The sequence below is a fragment of the Streptomyces griseocarneus genome, from assembly GCF_014655595.1.
Classification (GTDB): domain Bacteria; phylum Actinomycetota; class Actinomycetes; order Streptomycetales; family Streptomycetaceae; genus Streptomyces; species Streptomyces griseocarneus.
This window is the reverse complement of record NZ_BNBL01000002.1, coordinates 22,168-39,773: the sequence shown is the minus strand read 5'-3', so window position 1 is coordinate 39,773 and position 17,606 is coordinate 22,168. Positions and strand designations below refer to the sequence as shown.

At 72.4% G+C, this 17,606-nt stretch carries 15 protein-coding genes; 2 read left to right on the top strand and 13 right to left on the bottom strand.

The window, feature by feature from the left end; all coding sequences use genetic code 11:
• Positions 1-36: 36 nt before the first annotated feature.
• Both IE295_RS06130 and IE295_RS06125 read right to left on the bottom strand, forming a co-directional pair.
• Entirely contained in the window at positions 37-1,776 is a 1,740-nt protein-coding gene (locus tag IE295_RS06130; RefSeq protein WP_190062474.1) for an ABC transporter ATP-binding protein, read from the bottom strand.
• On the bottom strand, positions 1,773-3,515 hold the full coding sequence (locus IE295_RS06125; RefSeq protein WP_224323128.1) for an ABC transporter transmembrane domain-containing protein: 1,743 nt from the start codon (positions 3,513-3,515) through the stop codon (positions 1,773-1,775). Before IE295_RS06125 ends, IE295_RS06130 begins: the two co-directional genes overlap by 4 nt.
• 232 nt (positions 3,516-3,747) lie before the next feature.
• Here IE295_RS06125 and rfbC point away from each other — a divergent pair, with 232 nt between their 5' ends.
• The gene (gene rfbC, locus IE295_RS06120) at positions 3,748-4,296 is read left to right on the top strand and encodes a dTDP-4-dehydrorhamnose 3,5-epimerase (protein WP_190062472.1); all 549 of its coding nucleotides are present in this window, start codon (positions 3,748-3,750) and stop codon (positions 4,294-4,296) included.
• On the top strand, positions 4,293-5,579 hold the full coding sequence (locus tag IE295_RS06115; RefSeq protein WP_190062471.1) for an NAD(P)H-dependent oxidoreductase: 1,287 nt from the start codon (positions 4,293-4,295) through the stop codon (positions 5,577-5,579). Before rfbC ends, IE295_RS06115 begins: the two co-directional genes overlap by 4 nt.
• 37 nt (positions 5,580-5,616) lie before the next feature.
• Here IE295_RS06115 and IE295_RS06110 read toward each other — a convergent pair whose 3' ends face one another.
• The 11 genes from IE295_RS06110 to IE295_RS06060 all read right to left on the bottom strand — a co-directional run bounded on the left by IE295_RS06110 (position 5,617) and on the right by IE295_RS06060 (position 17,252).
• On the bottom strand, positions 5,617-6,411 hold the full coding sequence (locus IE295_RS06110) for a glucose-1-phosphate cytidylyltransferase (protein ID WP_190062470.1): 795 nt from the start codon (positions 6,409-6,411) through the stop codon (positions 5,617-5,619).
• Between the two features lie 25 nt (positions 6,412-6,436).
• Complete coding sequence (locus IE295_RS06105; protein WP_190062469.1) at positions 6,437-7,462, bottom strand: NAD-dependent epimerase/dehydratase family protein; 1,026 nt, start codon at positions 7,460-7,462, stop codon at positions 6,437-6,439.
• A 15-nt stretch (positions 7,463-7,477) separates the two neighbouring features.
• On the bottom strand, positions 7,478-8,647 hold the full coding sequence (locus tag IE295_RS06100; protein ID WP_505016466.1) for a dTDP-dihydrostreptose--streptidine-6-phosphate dihydrostreptosyltransferase: 1,170 nt from the start codon (positions 8,645-8,647) through the stop codon (positions 7,478-7,480).
• A 128-nt stretch (positions 8,648-8,775) separates the two neighbouring features.
• Positions 8,776-9,375 (bottom strand): streptomycin biosynthesis protein StrG, encoded by a 600-nt coding sequence (locus tag IE295_RS06095; protein WP_190062468.1) that lies wholly within the window; start codon positions 9,373-9,375, stop codon positions 8,776-8,778.
• A gap of 9 nt (positions 9,376-9,384) precedes the next feature.
• On the bottom strand, positions 9,385-10,230 hold the full coding sequence (locus IE295_RS06090; RefSeq protein WP_190062467.1) for a glycosyltransferase: 846 nt from the start codon (positions 10,228-10,230) through the stop codon (positions 9,385-9,387).
• A gap of 114 nt (positions 10,231-10,344) precedes the next feature.
• On the bottom strand, positions 10,345-11,391 hold the full coding sequence (locus IE295_RS06085) for an inosamine-phosphate amidinotransferase 1 (RefSeq protein WP_190062466.1): 1,047 nt from the start codon (positions 11,389-11,391) through the stop codon (positions 10,345-10,347).
• An 83-nt stretch (positions 11,392-11,474) separates the two neighbouring features.
• Positions 11,475-12,401: an aminoglycoside phosphotransferase family protein gene (locus IE295_RS06080; RefSeq protein WP_190062465.1), complete on the bottom strand. Its 927-nt coding sequence runs from the start codon at positions 12,399-12,401 to the stop codon at positions 11,475-11,477.
• A 73-nt stretch (positions 12,402-12,474) separates the two neighbouring features.
• The gene (locus IE295_RS06075) at positions 12,475-13,437 is read right to left on the bottom strand and encodes an aldo/keto reductase (protein ID WP_190062464.1); all 963 of its coding nucleotides are present in this window, start codon (positions 13,435-13,437) and stop codon (positions 12,475-12,477) included.
• A gap of 38 nt (positions 13,438-13,475) precedes the next feature.
• Positions 13,476-14,612, bottom strand: coding sequence for a DegT/DnrJ/EryC1/StrS family aminotransferase (locus tag IE295_RS06070; protein WP_190062463.1), 1,137 nt, complete (start codon positions 14,610-14,612; stop codon positions 13,476-13,478).
• A 193-nt stretch (positions 14,613-14,805) separates the two neighbouring features.
• Positions 14,806-16,185 carry an alkaline phosphatase gene (locus IE295_RS06065; RefSeq protein ID WP_190062462.1) on the bottom strand — a complete coding sequence of 460 codons (1,380 nt, stop codon included), beginning with the start codon at positions 16,183-16,185 and terminating at the stop codon, positions 14,806-14,808.
• On the bottom strand, positions 16,182-17,252 hold the full coding sequence (locus tag IE295_RS06060; protein WP_190062461.1) for a Gfo/Idh/MocA family protein: 1,071 nt from the start codon (positions 17,250-17,252) through the stop codon (positions 16,182-16,184). Before IE295_RS06060 ends, IE295_RS06065 begins: the two co-directional genes overlap by 4 nt.
• Positions 17,253-17,606: the final 354 nt, after the last annotated feature.

The window sequence follows — 17,606 nt, the reverse complement described above, 5'->3', positions numbered from 1 at the left end:
TCGGCGATCAGACCGGCAGTCAGATCCGCAATGCGTTCAGTCGCCGTGCCAGGCGCGCCACAACGCGGCGTAGGCGCCGTTCGCGGCCAGCAGCTCGTGGTGGCTGCCGAGTTCGCTGACGCGGCCGTTCTCGACCACCGCGATGCGGTCGGCGTCCCGCGCGGTGTGCAGGCGGTGCGCGATGGCGATGACGGTGCGGTCGCTGAGCACCGCGGCCAGCGCGCGTTCGGTGTGCCGGGCGGTCGCCGGGTCCAGCAGGGCGGTCGCCTCGTCGAGCACCACGGTGTGCGGGTCGGCCATCACCAGCCGGGCCAGGGCGACCTGTTGGGCCTGTGCGGCGGTGAGCGGGTGCCCGGCGGAGCCGACGACGGTGTCCAGCCCGTCCGGCAGCGCCGTCGCCCAGTCGGCCGCTCCGACGACGGTCAGCGCGTGCCGGACCCGGTCCTCGGCGGCGGGTCTGGCGAGGGTGACGTTCTCCCGCAGGGTGCCCCGGAAGATGTGGTGTTCCTGGGTGACCAGCGCGATGCGGCTCCGCAGCTCCTCGGTGCCCAGGTCGACCAGTCGCACGCCGCCGAGTTCGACCGTGCCGGAGCCCGGCGCGTAGATGCCGGCGAGCAGCTTGCCGAGCGTGGACTTCCCGGAGCCGGACGGGCCCACGACGGCCAGCCGCTCGCCCGGGGCGAGCTCCAGGTCGACGCCGTGCAGGATGTCGCGCCCGGGCAGGTAGGAGTAGGTGACCTCGCGGGCGGCGAGCTCCTGGCCGTTCGGCCGGGCGCCGGTGGGCTGCCGGTCGGCGGGCAGCTTGCTGACGCCCAGGACCCGGGCCAGCGAGGCGAAGCCGATCTGGAGCTCGTCCATCCAGCTCAGCACGTCGTCCAGCGGGAAGATCAGCTGCCGGACGTAGAGGGTGGCCGCGACGACCTGTCCCAGCGTGGCCAGGTCGTGGGCGTGCAGCAGCCCGCCGACGGCCAGGGTCGCCACCACGGGGACGACGTAGCTGAACTCGACCAGCAGGTACCACGAGCTGCGCAGCCACATGGTGTACCGCTCGGCCTCGTAGGCCTCGCCGAGGTCGCGCTCCAGCACCCGGCGCCGCGAGGACTCGAGGCGCAGCGCCTCGACCGTGCGGGCGCCCGGCACCGTCTCGGCGAGGGTGTCGCCCAGCGCCACGTAACCGGCGGCGCGCCGCCGGTAGCTCGCGCCGGAGCGGCGCAGGTACCAGCGGGTGCCGGCCCACAGCAGCGGGATGACCACCAGGCTGGGCAGTGCGGTGAGCGGGCCGGTCAGCATGAGCGCGGCGAAGGTGAACAGGCACGTCATCACCGCGATCAGCGTCTCGGGCGCGGCGTAGCGGACGGTGTTGGTCAGGGCGTCGGTGTCGCGCGAGGCCCGGGTGATCAGGTCGCCGGGCTCGGCGTCCTCCACGGTGGACAGCGGCAGGCCGACGACGCGGTCGACGAAGTCCTCGCGGACCTCGGCGGTGACCTTCTCCCCGAACCGGCAGGAACGCTGCACCGCCCAGTAGGTGAGCGCCGACTGCGACACCAGTGACAGCAGCAGGCCGAGGCCGAGCCCGTTGACCGTGCCGGCGGTGGTGCCGTGGGCGACCTCGTCGATGAGGCGGCCGATCAGCCATGGCCCGAGCAGGCCGCAGATCGCCGCCAGTCCGTGCAGCAGGAGCAGCCGGCCGAGGTCGCCGGCGTGGCGACGGGCCAGTGCGCGGCCGTGCTCGCGGACCTCGGCGGCGTCGGCTACGGGCAGGGTGGCCCTGGTCATTCGGTGCTCCCCCGGGAGGCGAGGCTGGTGGACGAGGCGTTGCCGGCCGGGGCCTCGCCGGTTTCGCGCTGGATGACCAGGCGGTAGTCCGCGCCGGCGGCCAGCAGGTCGCGGTGGGTGCCGGTGGCCGCGACGCGGCCGTCGCGCAGGAAGGCGACCTGGTCGGCCCGGTCGAGCAGCAATGGGCTGGAGCTGATGAGCACGGTGGTGCGTCCGGCGCGCGCGGCGCGCAGGCGCCGCGCGATCGCGTCCTCGGTGTGCGCGTCCACCGCCGAGGTGGGGTCGACCACGACGAGGACGTCCGGGTCGGCCAGCAGGGCCCTGGCCAGGACGAGGCGTTGGCGCTGGCCGCCGGAGAAGCGGCGCCCGTCGGCGGTGATGTGGGTGTCCAGGCCTTCGGGCAGTGCCTCGACGACGTCCTCGGCGACGGCCGCCCGCAGGGCCGCGGCGATCGCGGTGTCGTCCGCGGTTCCGTGCGGGTCGAGGGCGGAGCGCAGGGGTCCGCGGAAGAGCCGGGAGCGGTTGTCCACCACCAGGATGCGGCGACGGACCTCCTCGGCCGGCAGCCCGGCCAGGGGCAGTCCGCCGTAGGTGACGGGCGCGTCGGCGTAGCCGCCGAGGCGGTCGGCGAGGCGCACCCCGTCGGCGGGCGGCGCGACCACGACGAGGAACGCGCCGGGGGCGACGGTGAGTCCGGAGTGTTCGTCGCTCAGCTCCCGCGCTCCGGCAGGTACCGGCTGGGTGTCCGTATCCTGTGCGGACCCGGCGGACCCGGCGGACCCGGCGGACCCGGCGGGCAGGGCGGGCAGGGCGGGCAGGGCGAGGACGGCGATGGCGCGCCGTGCGGCGACGTGGGCGCGGGCGAACCGGTCGGCGGTCTCGGTGAAGATGCCCAGCGGCTCGACGAGGAAGGCTGCGTAGGCGTAGAAGGCCACCAGCTCGCCGGCGGTCACCGAGCCCGAGAGCGCGGCCCGCGCGCCGATCCAGGTGACCGCGCCGACCAGCAGTCCGGGCAGCAGCACCTGCGCGCCCCTGATCAGGGCCTCGGCTCCGGCGACGCGCTCACCCGCGGCCCGCACGCGCTGGGAGCGCTCGCGGTAGGAGCGGGCGAAGGAGGTCTCCCCTCCGACGCCGCGCAGCACGCGCAGGCCGGCGACCACGTCGGTGAGCCGGGAGGTCAGCTCGCCCTGGAGATCACGGTAGGCCTCCTGGCGGCGGTGCAGCGGCCGCAGGGTGTAGCCCATGGTGAGGATGATGGCGGGCAGCGCCACGATCAGGAGCATGCCGAGCGTGGCGGACTGCTCGAGCAGCACCACCGCCACCAGGATGACGGAGACCACGGCTCCCACGGTCCGGCCGACGACGTCGAAGGCGTTGCCGATGCTGGCCATGTCCGAGGTGCCGACGCTCACCAGCTCGCCGTCGTCCACGCGCCGTTCCAGGGACGAGCCGAGCCGGTTGGCGTGTCCGACGACCAGTTGGACGGTGCGGAAGCCGGCGGACAGCGAGATGTACGTGTTGAGCCGCCTGCGGACGGTGCCGGACACCGCCTGCACCACGCCGAGCCCGAGCAGGACGGCCGACCAGAGGAGCACCGCGTGCATGTCGCCGGGGACGAGACCGTCGTCGATGGCCTCGCGCACGACCACCGGCATCAGCGCCTGTGAGCCCAGCCAGAGAAGGCCGCAGAACGCCGCGGCGCTCAGTGGCCGGACGATGCGGCCCGCGAGCCACAGCAAAAACCGCGTGGCCGACCGAATATCCGGTTTTCCCGGATCCGTGACAGGTAACGGGCGCATTGCGCGAGGATACCGAGCACGGCGGACGGACCGTCAACTCACTTCTCGCCAGAGCCCGTCGGCCGTTCGACTGCGTACCGTCAGCAGTCGGAACGCAGCCGTTGCCCCGAATCCTGATGCGGCCATAGTCTCGGAATTCCATGACGAATCGATACAAATCAGGGAGTCGCCCATGCTGGTGCACGCAACTCCGCTGGAAGGCGCCGCACTGATCGAGCTGAAACGGCTGGAGGACGACCGGGGATTCTTCGCCCGCTCGTTCTGCCGCGAGGAATTCGAGGCGGCCGGGCTCGAGCCCGCGGTCGAGCAGTGCAACGTGTCGTTCAACCACCGCAGGGGAACCCTGCGCGGATTCCATTACCAACTGGCACCGAACGCGGAGGCGAAGACCATTCGCTGCATCCGGGGCGCCGTCTACGACGTCATCGTCGACCTGCGGCCGGACTCCCCCACGTATCTGCAGCACTTCGGCGCGGCCCTCACCGCCGAGAACCGGCTGGCCATGCACGTCCCCAGGAACTTCGCGCACGCCTATCTGACGCTGACCGACGAGGCCGAGACGCTGTACCAGGTCTCCGCCGCCTATACGCCGGGCGCCGAACGCGGGCTGCGCTGGGACGATCCGGCACTCGGGGTGGAGTGGCCCGTCCCGGTGGAGGTGGTCACGGCCAAGGACGCCGGCTGGCCGCTGCTGGCCGCCGCCCCGGTGGGCACGCGATGATCATCGTCGACACCGCCCTGCGCCGGCGCGCGGAGCAGGACCGGCCGATCCGGGTCGCCATGGTGGGCGCCGGCTTCATGGGCCGCGGACTGGCCCGCCACATCGTCGGCTCGGTGCCCGGCATGCGACTGGCCGCGATCGCCAACCGGAACCTGGAGGGCGCCGAACGCGCCTACACCGAGGCGGGCGTCCGGCCGCTGCGCGCCGAGACGACCGGGCAGATCGAGTCGGCGGTCGCCGCCGGCCGGCCGGTGGTGACCGAGGACGCGTTCGCCCTGCTCGCCGCCGAGGGGATCGACTGCCTGGTCGACGTCACCGGCGCGGTGGAGTTCGGCGCCCGCGTCACCGTCGCCGCCATCGAGCGCGGCCTGCCCGTGGTGACGATGAACGCCGAACTGGACGGCACGGTGGGCCCCTTGCTGGCCCACCGGGCCCGCGCCGCCGGCGTCGTGCTCACCGGCGCGGACGGCGACCAGCCCGCGGTGCAGGCCAACCTCCTGCGCTTCGTACGGGGCCTGGGGGTGACGCCCCTGGTCGCGGGCAACGTCAAGGGCCTCCAGGACGAGTACCGCACGCCCGCCACCCAGCGGGGCTTCGCCGAACGCTGGGGCCAGAACGTGCACATGGTCACCAGCTTCGCCGACGGCACGAAGGTCTCCTTCGAGCAGGCGATCGTCGCCAACGCCTTCGGCTTCACCGTGGGCAGGCGCGGGATGTACGGGCGCGACCACACCGGGCACGTCGACGAGTTGACCGGGCTCTACGACATCGACGAGCTGCGCGAGCTCGGCGGCGTGGTCGACTACGTGGTCGGCGCGCGGCCCGGTCCCGGGGTGTACGTGCTGGGCACCCACGACGACCCCCGGCAGCGGCACTACCTCGAGCTGTACAAGCTCGGCAAGGGCCCGCTGTACAGCTTCTACACCCCCTACCACCTGTGCCACTTCGAGGTGCCCAACACCGTCGCCCGCGCGGTGGACTTCGCCGACGCCGCCCTGGCGCCGCCCGCCGGGCCGAGGGTGGACGTGGTCGCCTCCGCCAAGCGGGACCTGAGGGCCGGTGCGACGCTCGACGGCCTCGGCGGCTACGACACCTACGGCGTCGCCGAGACCCACGCGGCGACCCGCGCGCAGCGCCTGCTCCCCATGGGGGTCGCCGAGGGCTGTGTGCTCCGCCGCGACGTCGCCCGGGACGCCGTGCTCACCTACGACGACGTGACACTGCCGCCGGGCCGGCTGATCGACGCGCTCCGCGAGGAGCAGGACAAGCTCTTCGGCGCCTGACGGGCCGTCGCAGCGAGCCATGGGGCCGGCGGGTGCCTCAGTCCCACACCTTCCAGGGAGCGTTCCCCGCCGCCCACAGCCCGTTCAGGTGCTGGTAGTCCTTGTAGGTGTCCATGGCGCACCAGAAGTCGTGGTGGGCGTGCAGGGTCAGCTGCTTGTCGCGGGCCAGGCGCTGCAAGGGGTCGCTCTCCAGCCACAGCATCGGGTCGTCGTCCAGGTAGTCGTCGAGGAACTCCCGGCGGAACATGAAGAACCCGCCGGAGACGAAGCCGGTGACCTGCGTGGGCTTCTCGTTGAATTCCAGGACCACATCGTTCTCGACGTCCATTTCGCCGAACTTCGACGTCGGGTGGATTCCGGTGACCGTGCCGATCCGCCCGGCGTCGCGGTGTTCCTTCTCCAGCGCGGCCAGGTCGATGTTCCCGACGCCGTCGCCGTAGCCCATCATGAAGTCATCGGTGTCCACGTAGTGCCGGATGCGGCGCAGCCGGGCGCCGGTCGCGGTCTCCAGGCCGGTCTCGGCGAAGGTGATCTCCCAGTTCTCGTCGGCCCGGTCGTCGTGGAAGCGCAGCCGGTGCTCGTCGGTGAGCGAGATGGTGAAGTCCGACGTCCGTGCGCGGTAGTCCAGGAAGAACTGCTTGATCTCCCAGCCCTTGTACCCCAGGCACAGCACGAACCGGCGGAAGCCGTAGTGGCTGTAGATCTTCATGATGTGCCACAGGATCGGACGGCCGCCGATGTCGACCATGGCCTTGGGCAACCGCTCGCTGGCCTCCCGGATGCGGGTGCCGTAGCCGCCGCACAGGAGCACCACCGGAATGTCCGGGTTCACTGTCGTCCCCTCCTCAGCAGAATTCTCATCGCCGCACCCGCATGGCCTCGTCCAGGGAGCCCTCCCGCTGTCTGCGCCGCAGCACCGCGAGGCGGGTGAAATCGTTCTCGAAGGCCGTCCGGGTGAGGCCGCGTGCGCGGTATTCCCTGCGGAGCTGGGCTGCCCCGTCCGGGATGCTCCAGCGGGCCCGGAAGCCGAGTTCGGTGCGCGCCCGCGTGAAGTCGACCCGGTAGGAGCGCGGGTCGTCGCCGGTCTCGCCGGTGATCTCCACGACGGAGCCGGGCACCGCGGCGGCCGCGGCCTCGGCGATCTGCGCGACCGTCCGGTTGTTCTCCTCTCCGCCGACGTTGAACGCCCGTGCCCGGACCACGTCCGCCGGCGCGGCGAGCCCGGCGAGCACCGCGTGGGCGATGTCCTCGGCGTGCACCAGGGGCCGCCAGGGGGTCCCGTCGGAGAGCACGGTGACCCGGCCGGTGAGCAGCGCCCGGCCGACCAGGTTGTTGAGCACGATGTCCGTGCGCATCCGGGGCGAGAAGCCGAAGGCGGTGGCGTTGCGCAGGAAGAACGGCGTGAAGTGGCTGTCGGCGAGCTCCACCAGGTCGTCCTCCACGCGGACCTTCGAGACCGCGTAGGGGGTGACGGGCTTGAGCGGCGCGTCCTCGTCGACCGGTTCGTCGCCGGACTGCGCCCCGTACACCGAGCACGTCGAGGCGTAGGCGAACCGGCTCACCCCGGCGTCCTTGGCCAGCCGGGCGAGCCGGGTGGAGGCGTGGTGGTTGATGTCGAAGGTGATGTCGGGGGCCAGCGAGCCGAGGGGGTCGTTGGAGAGCGCGGCCAGGTGGACCACGGCGTCGAAGCCGCGCAGCGTCTCCACGGTGACCTCGCGCAGGTCGAGGGCCAGGCCGGGCACGTCCTCGGTCTCCGGCGCGCCCAGCACGCAGGAGGCGAACAGGCCGCTGTCCAGTCCGGTGACCTCGTGCCCGGCGGCGGTCAGGATCGGTGCCATGACGGTGCCCAGGTAGCCCTGGTGGCCGGTCAGCAGTACGCGCATGACGCTCCCCCGCCCTCAGCCCAGCACCGCGTGCCAGCGCGGGTCGGTGACGTCGACGCCGACCGCGGAGAGCTTGCCGCTCAGCTCCTCCTTGAGCCGTGCCAGGTCCGTCTTCGACTGGCGCAGGCTTGCGGCGAGCCGGACGCTGCGGGCCCGGTAGGCCTCGGGCGCGTCCTGGCGGGCGTTGAAGTCCTCCAGCAGCAGCGCGTCGATGTGCGCCGACCACGGCAGCTCGTGGATGCCGGCGGCGATCTCGCTGGGCCGCAGCCGGTGCCAGTAGGAGATGCCGCCCGCGTGCACCATCTGCGGCGCGAAGACCTTGGTGCCGGGGAAGCTGTGGAAGTGCGCGATGCGCCAGCCCGCCGCGAGGGCCATGAGCTGGTAGAACATCAGCCCGTCGAAGACGACCCGGATCACGCTGTTCCCGTTGTGCACATGGTGGTGGCGCTCGTGGCTGCGCACCTCGCGGCCGTCGTCGAGCACGTCCAGCAGACCGCCCTGCGGGAACGGCAGCCGGTGGTCCTCCATCGCCAGCACCTTGGCCAGGGCCGCCTCGTGGTGCGGCTGGATCAGCCGCACCATGGCGCCGTCGATCTCCTTCTCCGGCCCCGGCGGGGTGTAGGAGTAGGCCGCCGGCGAGACGGGACCGCCGATGGCGCGCTCGATCTCGGGGCGGGCCAGCGGGTTGATCGCCAGGAACGGCGGGGCGGCCAGCGGGATCGGCCCGTAGCTGAGGGGGCCGCTGACGGCCACGCCCGGCTCCAGCCCGTCCGTGCACCGGGTGAACCAGTCGGCGTCCATCACGAAGCAGTCGCTGTCGACGATGCCGAACGGCCGGTCGAGGTTGCGCAGCAGGAACTCGAAGATCTCGTGGCTGCCGACCCGCTCGTCCATGTCGAAGGCGGGGAGCCCGCCGCTCATGGTGTCCCGTACGGCGATCTCCTCCGGGGTCAGCCCACTGGAGAGGAACGCGCAGTTGAGCTGTGGCGGGACGAATCGCAGGAAGTGCTGGATGACGTGCAGGAGTCCGGAGGAGAAGAAGCAGAACCACACCGGACGGTCGGCCGGGAGACTGGCCACGAATTGCTGGAATCGCTCGTCCAGGGACAACAGAGCCTCGTCGGAATTGCCGTCCGCGGTGGAAAATGTCGCGGGAATGGCAGTCGAATTCGAAGTCGTCTCCACGCTGGGATTCATGACGACAGGCTATGAAGACCGTATTTTCATGTCAACGCCCCGTCGGCGGGCGGGTAAACGAAGGAAAGGCGGTACGGCGGAGGATATCCGCCGTACCGCCCGTCCCCTCGGCAGGTTCAGGGGATGTCCCAGTACTCACCGAGGAGGAACGGCATCCCGAAGGACACCGACTTCTTTTCGTTGGGTCGGTAACTGGCCCGGGGAATGGTGCGGAAGTCCATGCTCACCCGGCTGATCTCCGTGTCGTTGACGACGTTGCCGTGCCAGGAGTTCGCGCCGTCGAAGACGATGACGTCGCCGTACTCGGCGTGCACCGGCTCGTTGTCGATCCACACGGTGTTGTTGCCGAACGCCCTGGTGAGCGGCACCCAGTAGTTGACCTCGGTGACGTCGTGACCGAAGTCGCGGTCACGGTGCCAGTCGCCGACCGCGACGGAGTTGCGCAGGTGCACCCGGAACGTCGGCACCCGCTGGAGGTAGTGGGTCTCCGCCTCCCGGCCCAGCAGCTCCTGGGCGAGCTTGCGGTAGGCGGGCGTGATGACGTCGAAGCGGTCGTAGAAGCGCTTGTGGTGGTCCGTGCTCTGGTCGGTCTCCCGCGTGGCCGGCGCATCGCTGGCGGCCAGGCCCTCCAGGTCGTCCACCGCGAGGATCTCGCGCACCAGCTCGGCGATCGGGATCTTCTCGACGTCGTAGCGCAGCCGCGTGTACTTCGCCATGTCCTCTCCTCACACCTTCATCCGGCCGCGCAGCCGCTTGCACCGCCGGTACCAGCCGTCCACGAGCTCGTCGATCGCCGGGTCGCCGGACTCGCCGTCGCTCACCTCGTGCCCCCGGCCCGCCGCGCGCAGCGCCAGCCGCCGTGCGGCGACCCGGGCCGGGATCGTGGGCACGGCGAGGTCCTCGAGGTGGTTGCCCAGCCGCTCCAGCGGGCTGAGGTCGAAGAACTGGCGCTGCCAGCGCAGCTCGTTGTGGCGCCAGTCCGTCAGGCCGTTGAAGCCGCGGCCGGCGTTGTGGTGCATGACGTCCTGAAGGTCCTCGACCACGACGCGCTTGCCGGCGGCGCGCACCAGCGTGGCCAGGATGACGCCGAGCCCCTCGAAGCCGCGGTAGTGGCCCGGCGGGAAGCGCACGTTCTCGATGACCCATCGGTTCACGCACAGGATCACGTCGTCCACGGCGTGCACCTCGTGCCGTCCGGCGCCGTGGTCGTGCACCTTGTCGTAGTCGGCCACCCGTCCGCGCCGGGTCGCCTTCTCGTTCCACCAGGCCAGGGACACGGTGTCGGATCCGCCGAGCGAGCCGAGCATGCCCACGGACTCGTCCTCGAACACCGGGCCCGCCACGTCGACGGGGTTCTTGCGCAGCTCGACGTCGTCGTGGAGCATCACCAGGCCCGTGACGTCGGAGTTGGCGGCGGCCTGGTCGAAGATGGCGTTGTAGGCCTCGAACATCGAGCGCTGGTGGCGCATCGTGAACAGCGGGCTGCCGGGCGTCCGGACGCGCTCGATGCCCGGCCGGCAGATGCGGTCGAAGAGATCGGACGGGCCGACGCAAACCCCGTAACCTATCACGTTGGGCAATCTCCTGTCGCGGTAGGGGAGTTGAAGGACGGTCCGCGGCGGCACCGGGGCGGCCGCCGCGGACCGGGGGGCTCGTTCAGAACCGGTAGGCCGGAAACCGGTGGGTCAGAACCGGTAGGTCTCCAGGGAGCCCGAGCGCCGGACGTCCAGGGTGGCGCAGTGGAAGCCGCCGCCGAGGGTGCGGGAATGGGTGAGCTGCAGCGGCAGCACGTCCATGCCGTGCTTCTCCAGCAGCTTGATCAGCCCGGTCTGCCGGCGGTCGACGACGGCGAGGTCGGGCCGCACCACGAGCAGGTTCATGCCGATCCACACCGAGCAGTGCGGCTTGTCGCCGGTGAAGCCGATGTCCACCAGCTCCGGGCAGGTGATGGTCTGCCAGGAGCGCAGGAAGTCGGGCATGTTCTCGTCGTTGACCCGCGAGGGGTTGATCAGCACCAGGCCCGGCCGCAGCGGCACGATCGTGGAGTCGACGTGGGTGGAGGCGTACAGCTTGCGGCAGGGGTGCACGGTGTACTGGTCGCCGACGGCCGACTGCAGCCACTTCGCACCGAGTTCATTGCCGCTGTCGGAGACCAGGTACAGCAGGTCGGTGCCGAAGCGGAGCACATTGGCGGCGTCGAAGACCGGCTCCAGGTCGAGCAGCCGCTCCCCGGCGGGCGCCGACGGGTCGTACATGGCGTCGGTCAGCCGCGGCTTGGGCGCGGAGATCCACCGGCTGCCGCTGGCGAAGTACTCCAGGAGGATGTCCTTGTAGGCCAGCGACTCCAGGAAACGGGCGCGCAGCGCCATCGGCGACTCGATGACCGTCTGCCCGACGGAGAGCAGTCCGTCGCGCGGGCAGTAGTCGTGGAAGCCGTCGGTCTGCCAGTCCGGGGTCGTGATCAGTGCGGAGTTGTCGCGCTCCTGCGGGCGCCGGACCGTGACGCCGAGCCCTTCGAGCTCCTCGCACAGGACGTTCAGCTCCTCCTCGGTCTCCTTGAGCACCCGGTCCGGGTAGGCGCCCGAGGGGACCTGGTCCTGGCTCTCGTACTCCCCCGCGTATTCCACGGCGAACACGCTGCGGTCGGCCCTGGGCACCCGTGCGCCCATGGCCGTCCCCACGATGATCTCCTCCAGCGGGTCCCATTCGTTGTGCACGCTGACCAGACTCATGACTCTCCTCATTGACTGTTGGCGTGAAGGGGGAAGAAGAACTCCCGGCCGCGGCCCGCGCGGGCCGCGGCCGGGAGGGCGCGCTAGCGGTTCAGCAGCGCCTGCGCGACGGCGACCTGGGGAGCGGCCAGCGCGGTGTGCCCGTCCTCGATGTCCCACAGGGAGTTCTGCAGCACGCGCCCCAGCGTCCAGCCGGCCGCCCGCCCGCGGTCCAGGCCGAGCGCGTCGGTCAGCAGGTCGAACCGCCGCCGCACCACCCGCAGGGCGTCACCGGTCGCGGCGACGTCCTCCCACCGGCTGTCCAGCGCGGGCCACAGGTCGAAGCCCGGGTCCCCGGCCAGCGGCTCCGGGTCGATGGCCAGCCACGGCTCGCGCTCCCCGGCGAGGACGTTGCCGTAGTGCAGGTCCCAGTGCAGCAACCGGTCCCCCGGCTCGCCGGCCAGTTCGGCCACCGCCGAGGCGCAGGTCCTCAGCAGCTGCCGGTCGGCGGGGTCGGCCAGCGCCGCCACCGCGGTGGGCACCTGCTCCAGCATCCCGGCGGCGATGCCGCCGAGCCCGGGCAGCCCCTCCGGCGCGCGGACGGAGACGAGCCGCGCCAGCAGGCCGGCGAGGATGCCCATCGCGACGTCGTCGTCCTCGACGGACTCCAGAGTGCGGGAGGCGTCCAGCCGCTCCAGCAGCATGGTGCTGCTCGCCGGATCGTGATCGAGTAACCGCACCGCGCCGTCGCCGTTCCAGGTGCGCAGGCCGGTCAGTGCCGCGGCGGTCTCCTCCTTGGGCATCTGGAACTTCAGCGCCGCCCGCGTGCCGTCCCTGCGCAGCACGGGCAGCACCAGCGAGGCCTCGCCGTGGCCGGCCTCGCCGTCCCGCTTCAGCTCCCAGCGCTCGAGGAGCCGGGACGCCAGGGCGGGCAGCGCGGCGATCCAGGCCCGCCCGGCCTCACCGGCGCTGCGGTGGTACGACGCCGCCAGGGCGTCCGGGACCTCGACGACGTTCTTCGACGTGCTCATGTGCGGAATGTCCTTCTACGGAGTGGATTTTCCCGCCGCAACCTACCGGAGGGCGCCCGGGCTCGGCGGCATGTCACTGACCGGGAAGCACGCCCTCGCCGCTCTCCAGCCACTCGCGCTCCGGCCCGGTGAGCCGGTACGTCATCGCCGTCAGGGAGTCGCGTACCTCCTCCGGCTGCCTGGGCCCGATCAGCGCCACCACCGGGAACGGCTGGGACAGCGTCCAGGCGAGGGCGATCCCCGTGGAGGAGATGCCCTTGCGGCCTGCGAGCTCCTGCGCCCGGCGCAGCCGTGCCGTGTTGGCCTCGCTGTACCAGCTCTCGGCGAGCGGGCCGGTGCGCAGCTCGTCCGGGTCCGCGAGGGCGTGCGCCCCGCGCCCCTGGCTGGCCCACGGGTACAGGCACATGCCCTCCTCGGCGAGCCAGGCCCGCCACTGGGGGTCGTTCGCGCTCACGGTCCCCGGATAGATGGGCTGCACCATGTCGATGAGGCTGAACTGGTTGCTCACCCCGGCCGGCTCCGGGAGGCCGTGCGCACGGGCGTAGGCGACCGCCTCCTTCACCCGGGCCAGCGACCAGTTCGACATCCCGTAGGCGCCGGTCAGACCGCGCCGGACCAGCTCCGCGAGGACGGTGACGAACTCGCCGACCGGCACCTCGGGATTGTCCCGGTGCAGCATGTAGAGCGCGGCGTCGTCCCGCTGCATGCGCTCGAGGCTCTCGGCGAACTGCGCTTCCACCCGGTCCGGCAGGCACTCCGGCGTGTGCGCGCCCTTGGCCAGCACCCAGACGTCCTTCTCGACGCCACGGGACGCCGCCCATGCGCCGAACGTGCGCTCGCAGCAGCCGGGCCCGTACGCGTGCCCGTACAGCCACGCGGTGTCGAAGGCCCTGCCGCCGCCCTGCCAGTAGGCGTCGTAGACGGGGAAGGCCCGCTCGTTCTGGCCGAAGGCGGAGGTGCCGAGCAGCACCGGCGGGCGTTCGGCGGGGGTGGCCGACGAGGCCCCGGAGGATGCGGGGGACGGGGCAGAGGACATGGGCTCTCCTGTTTCTCCTGATGTCGCGGGGAGGGCCGTCACGCGGCGAAGGCCCTGCGGACCTCGTCCGCGATGTGATCGAGGTGCCCCTCCGTCAGCGCCGGGTGCGACGGCAGCGCCAGCAGCTCCTGCGACAGCCGCTCCGCGACCGGGAGCGACACGTCCTGATGGCCGTCGAAGGCGGGCTGCTGGTGCAGGGGGAACGGATAGCGCAGCAGCACCGGGACGCCACGGGAGCGCAGCGTCGCCGCGATCTCCGCCGCCGGCGGACGGCCGTCGCCCGGCACCGCGCGCACCACGTACTTCCAGAACGCGTGGACCGTGTTCTCCGGCTCCACCGGCAGCTCGAGCCCCTCGACGCCGGCGAGCCGCTCGGACAGGCGGGCGGCGTTGTTCCTGCGTGCCTCGACCATCGCGCCGAGGCGGGCGTGCTGGGAGAGGCCGACCGCCGCCTGGACCGTGGTGAGCCGGTAGTTGTAGCCGACCTCATGGGCCCAGATGAGCCCGGGGCGGCCCTCGATGGGGCCCTCGCCGTGGCTGCGCAGCCGCCGCACCCGCTCGGCGTAGGCCGGGTTGTTCGTCAGGACGGCGCCGCCCTCACCACCCGAAGTGATCACCTTCTGCTCGAAGAGGCTGACGCACGCCAGATCGCCGAAGCCTCCCACCGGGCGCCCGCCGATCTGCGTGCCCAGCGCCTGGGCCATGTCCTCGATCACCGGTACGCCGGCCGCCGCGCCCACGGCGGCCAGGGCCTCCATGTCGGCGGCACAGCCGTTGATGTGGACGACCACGATGGCCTTCGTGCGCTCGGTGATGAGCGACTTCACCGAATCGGGGTCCAGGCAGTGGGTGTCGGGGGTGACGTCGGCGAAGACCGGGCGGGCCCCGAGATAGGTGACGGGGCTCGCCGAGCCGATGAACGTATGGGTGGGCACGATCACTTCGTCGCCCGGGCCGACGTCGAGGGCGTGCAGCGCCAGGTGGACCGCCGCCGTGCCCGTGGACACCGCGACCGCGTGCCCGACCCCCTGCCCGGCGGCCAGCGCCGACTCGAATTCCTCGACGACGCTGTTCGACAGACCGACGAGGCGGTTGGAGCGCAATGCCGCGACCGCCGCCTCGATGTCGTCGTCCGAGAGCTGGGGCCACCTCGGCAATTCCTGGAAAGAGCTCACGATTTCACACCCTTCGACTTCCATGGAGGCCGTGCCGGAAAGACGGAGATCCGCTTCCGCCGGACCATGCTGCGGGGGACTCGGGAATTCTTCAACCGAGGCCCTGTGAAAGGGACATGGGAATGGCATGGGTGAAGGAATTTGCGGCCGCGGGCGACCCCGGAATGGACGCGCGTCCTCCTTCGCGGAAGCCTCAGCGCAGGCCGAGCGCCGAACGCAGCGTGCCGAACAGCGCGGTGTTGTCGTGGACGCCGAGCACCCGGTGGGCCTGCGGCCCCCTGGCCGCGATGCGCACCTGCACCCCGGTGTGCTCCTGCACGTCGTCCGGCGCGCCGCTCGCGTACCCGAGCTGCAGCAGAGCGCCCTCGTCGGTGATGAGCGTGCTGGAGCGGCCGGGCGGCCGCGCGTCCACCGGAAGGACCTGGCCGGCGTGCCCGTGGTCGGCCGTGACGATCACGAGGGTGCGGGGGTGCGCGTCGGCGTACGCGAGCGCGGCGGCGACGGCCCGGTCGAAGGCGACGGTCTCCCCGATCTGGCCGCACGGATCGGCGTCATGGCTCCGGTCGTCGATGGAGGCGCCCTCCACCTGCAGGAAGAACCCCTTGCCGGCCGGCCCGGAGCGCTCGTGCCGGGCCGTCAGCAGGTCCAGCGCGGCGCGCGTGGACTCCTCCAGCGTGGGCGTGCCGGCCGGGCGTGCGGGGTTGTGGACGGCGCATCGCTGGGGCCGCGTCCCGCCGACGACGGCCGGGGCCCCGGTCCACTCCACCGGCACGGCGGCCGGCGCGAACAGCCCGAGCACCGGCTGCCCGGAACGGGCCGCCTTCAGGCCCGCGCTGTCGCGCACCACCTGGTAGCCCCCGGCCCGGGCCTGCTCCAGCACCGTACGGCCGCGGTGCGGCCCGTCGGTGACGGTCTGCGCGAAGACGTCCGTCCCGCCGCCGAGCAGGACGTCGGGCCGCAGCGCGACGGTCTGCTCCGCGACGGAGCCGGCGCCGCCGCGCGCCCGGGTGTCCGCCGGGCAGGCCGCCATGTCGGCCGGCCCCTTGCACGAGCGGTCGGTGGCGTGCGCGGTGAGGGCGGCGGGCGTGGCGTCGGCGACCGACTCGGTGGTGACGCTGCCGACCGCGTACCCCTGGCGCCGGGCCAGCTCCAGCACGGTGGGCACGGGCCGGTTGGTGCCCGCGGTCTTGGACACCCGTCCGTTGACGGTCTTGTGCCCCGTGGCCCACGCACTGGCACCGGCCGCGGAGTCGGTGACGTAGTCGGGCCGGCCCCGTTCGTCCACCGAGTGGGTCAGGGACGTGCCGGTCATCGGCAGCCGGTCCATGGCCAGGCGGCCTCCGGCCCCCACGGTGTAGTCGCGTGCGGCGGTGATCTCCGAGTCGCCCATGCCGTCACCGACGAGGAGGATGACGTTCTGTGCCGTCTCCTGTCCCCGGTCCGGCTTCCCGCCGTCCGGACCGGACGCCGAGGAGGCGACGGGAACGGTGACGAGCGTCAGCAGAACGCTGCAGGCGACCGCACCCCGACGCCACGGGGCACGCCGCGTGGACCCGTTCGCCCTCCGCGTCATCGGATCCGTCCTTCCGTGGCGGCTTCCATAGTGGCTTCCGTGGCGGCTTCCGCAGTCCGGGAGGCATCCACCGCCGGGGTGATGCGGGTCCCGGCCCGCGCCGACCGGCCCGCGGCCGCGGCCACTTCCTGGGCCGCCAGCGCCTCCGCGGCGGTGCACGGGCTCGGCTCCCCGTGCGTCGCCATCCGCAGGAACGCCCGCATCTCCTGCTGGTACGCCGCCGCGAAGCGGTCGGTGAAGTCCCGGTACGGAGCGTGCGGCGGCGGCCCCGCGGCAAGCCGGTCGCCGTCGGCCCCGACCCGCCGCAGCGGGGTCCGTTCGTCGAGCCCGACGGCGAGGGAGCCCTTCGTTCCCAGGACCTCGACGCGGTGGTCGTAACCGTGCGGATCCAGGCGGGAAGCGGAGAGCACGGCCCGCGCGCCGTCGCCGAGGGTGAGCACGGCGGTCGCGACGTCGTACCCATCGCCGCCCAGCATCCGGGCGCCGTCGGCCTGCACCGCGACGGTCGGCTGTCCGGTCAGCCAGTGCACGACGTCCATGTCGTGGATGAGGCAGTCGGTGAAGATGTCGCCCGCGGTGCGCTCGTACGCGCCGGCGGGTGGCGCATGGTCGAACGCGGTGCACCGCACCATCAGGATCCGCCCCAGCCGGCCGGACCGGATCTCCTCCCGCAGCATCCGGTAACCCGGGTCGCAGCGGCGCTGGAACCCCACGTGGAGCCGTGCCCCGGAAAGGGCGGCGGCGATCTCGCGGGCCTCCTCCACGTCGGCGGTCAGGGGCTTTTCGCAGAACACCGGAAGGCCCGCCCGTGACGCCTCGAGCAGAGCCGCCCGGCGCCGGGTCGCCGGGGTGGCGACCACCAGTGCGTCGGCGCCTGCGATGACCTCGCCGAGCGAGGACCGGGTCGTCGCCGTCCCCGCGGCGTGTGCGTTCAGCGAACGGGCGAGCCGTTCGGCGGCGTCGTGGTCGACGTCGTGGATCACCAAGGAGGGGGCGTCCGCGAGTGCGGCCAGCGCCCGCGCGTGCAGCTGCCCCATGCGCCCGGCGCCGAGGATTCCCACCTTCATCGTTCATCTCCCTTGAACATTCCGGTCGTTGAGTGGGCAGCGGCCGTACGGGCCGGCCGCTGCCCGGAACCGGGCACGCCCGGTGGCCTACCGCCGCGTCGTGCGCAGCTGCCGGCGAGCGATGACGGCGCAGCAGGGTTCGGAGGGGCCGCTCGCCGCACGCTCGGGCGGGTCGGTCACCGGGACGGCCACCTCCTCAGGCCGCACGGCGCTCATGGCGCGCGCCGCGCGGGACCCGACGCCGGTCCCGATGCCGGTACCGATGCCGATGCCGGTGCCAGTCCCGATGCCGCCACCGAGGCCGCCGCCGGCGCCGACGACGGACGCCTGGACCGGGGCGTCGGCGGAGCGCTC

What these genes read in the sequence shown, in the direction of transcription:
- IE295_RS06130 (WP_190062474.1), bottom strand. Translation starts at nt 1,776, where the DNA reads ATGACCAGGGCCACCCTGCCCGTAGCCGACGCCGCCGAGGTCCGCGAG.
- rfbC (WP_190062472.1), top strand. Translation starts at nt 3,748, where the DNA reads ATGCTGGTGCACGCAACTCCGCTGGAAGGCGCCGCACTGATCGAGCTG.
- IE295_RS06115 (WP_190062471.1), top strand. Translation starts at nt 4,293, where the DNA reads ATGATCATCGTCGACACCGCCCTGCGCCGGCGCGCGGAGCAGGACCGG.
- IE295_RS06105 (WP_190062469.1), bottom strand. Translation starts at nt 7,462, where the DNA reads ATGCGCGTACTGCTGACCGGCCACCAGGGCTACCTGGGCACCGTCATG.
- IE295_RS06095 (WP_190062468.1), bottom strand. Translation starts at nt 9,375, where the DNA reads ATGGCGAAGTACACGCGGCTGCGCTACGACGTCGAGAAGATCCCGATC.
- IE295_RS06085 (WP_190062466.1), bottom strand. Translation starts at nt 11,391, where the DNA reads ATGAGTCTGGTCAGCGTGCACAACGAATGGGACCCGCTGGAGGAGATC.
- IE295_RS06080 (WP_190062465.1), bottom strand. Translation starts at nt 12,401, where the DNA reads ATGAGCACGTCGAAGAACGTCGTCGAGGTCCCGGACGCCCTGGCGGCG.
- IE295_RS06075 (WP_190062464.1), bottom strand. Translation starts at nt 13,437, where the DNA reads ATGTCCTCTGCCCCGTCCCCCGCATCCTCCGGGGCCTCGTCGGCCACC.
- IE295_RS06065 (WP_190062462.1), bottom strand. Translation starts at nt 16,185, where the DNA reads ATGACGCGGAGGGCGAACGGGTCCACGCGGCGTGCCCCGTGGCGTCGG.
- IE295_RS06060 (WP_190062461.1), bottom strand. Translation starts at nt 17,252, where the DNA reads ATGAAGGTGGGAATCCTCGGCGCCGGGCGCATGGGGCAGCTGCACGCG.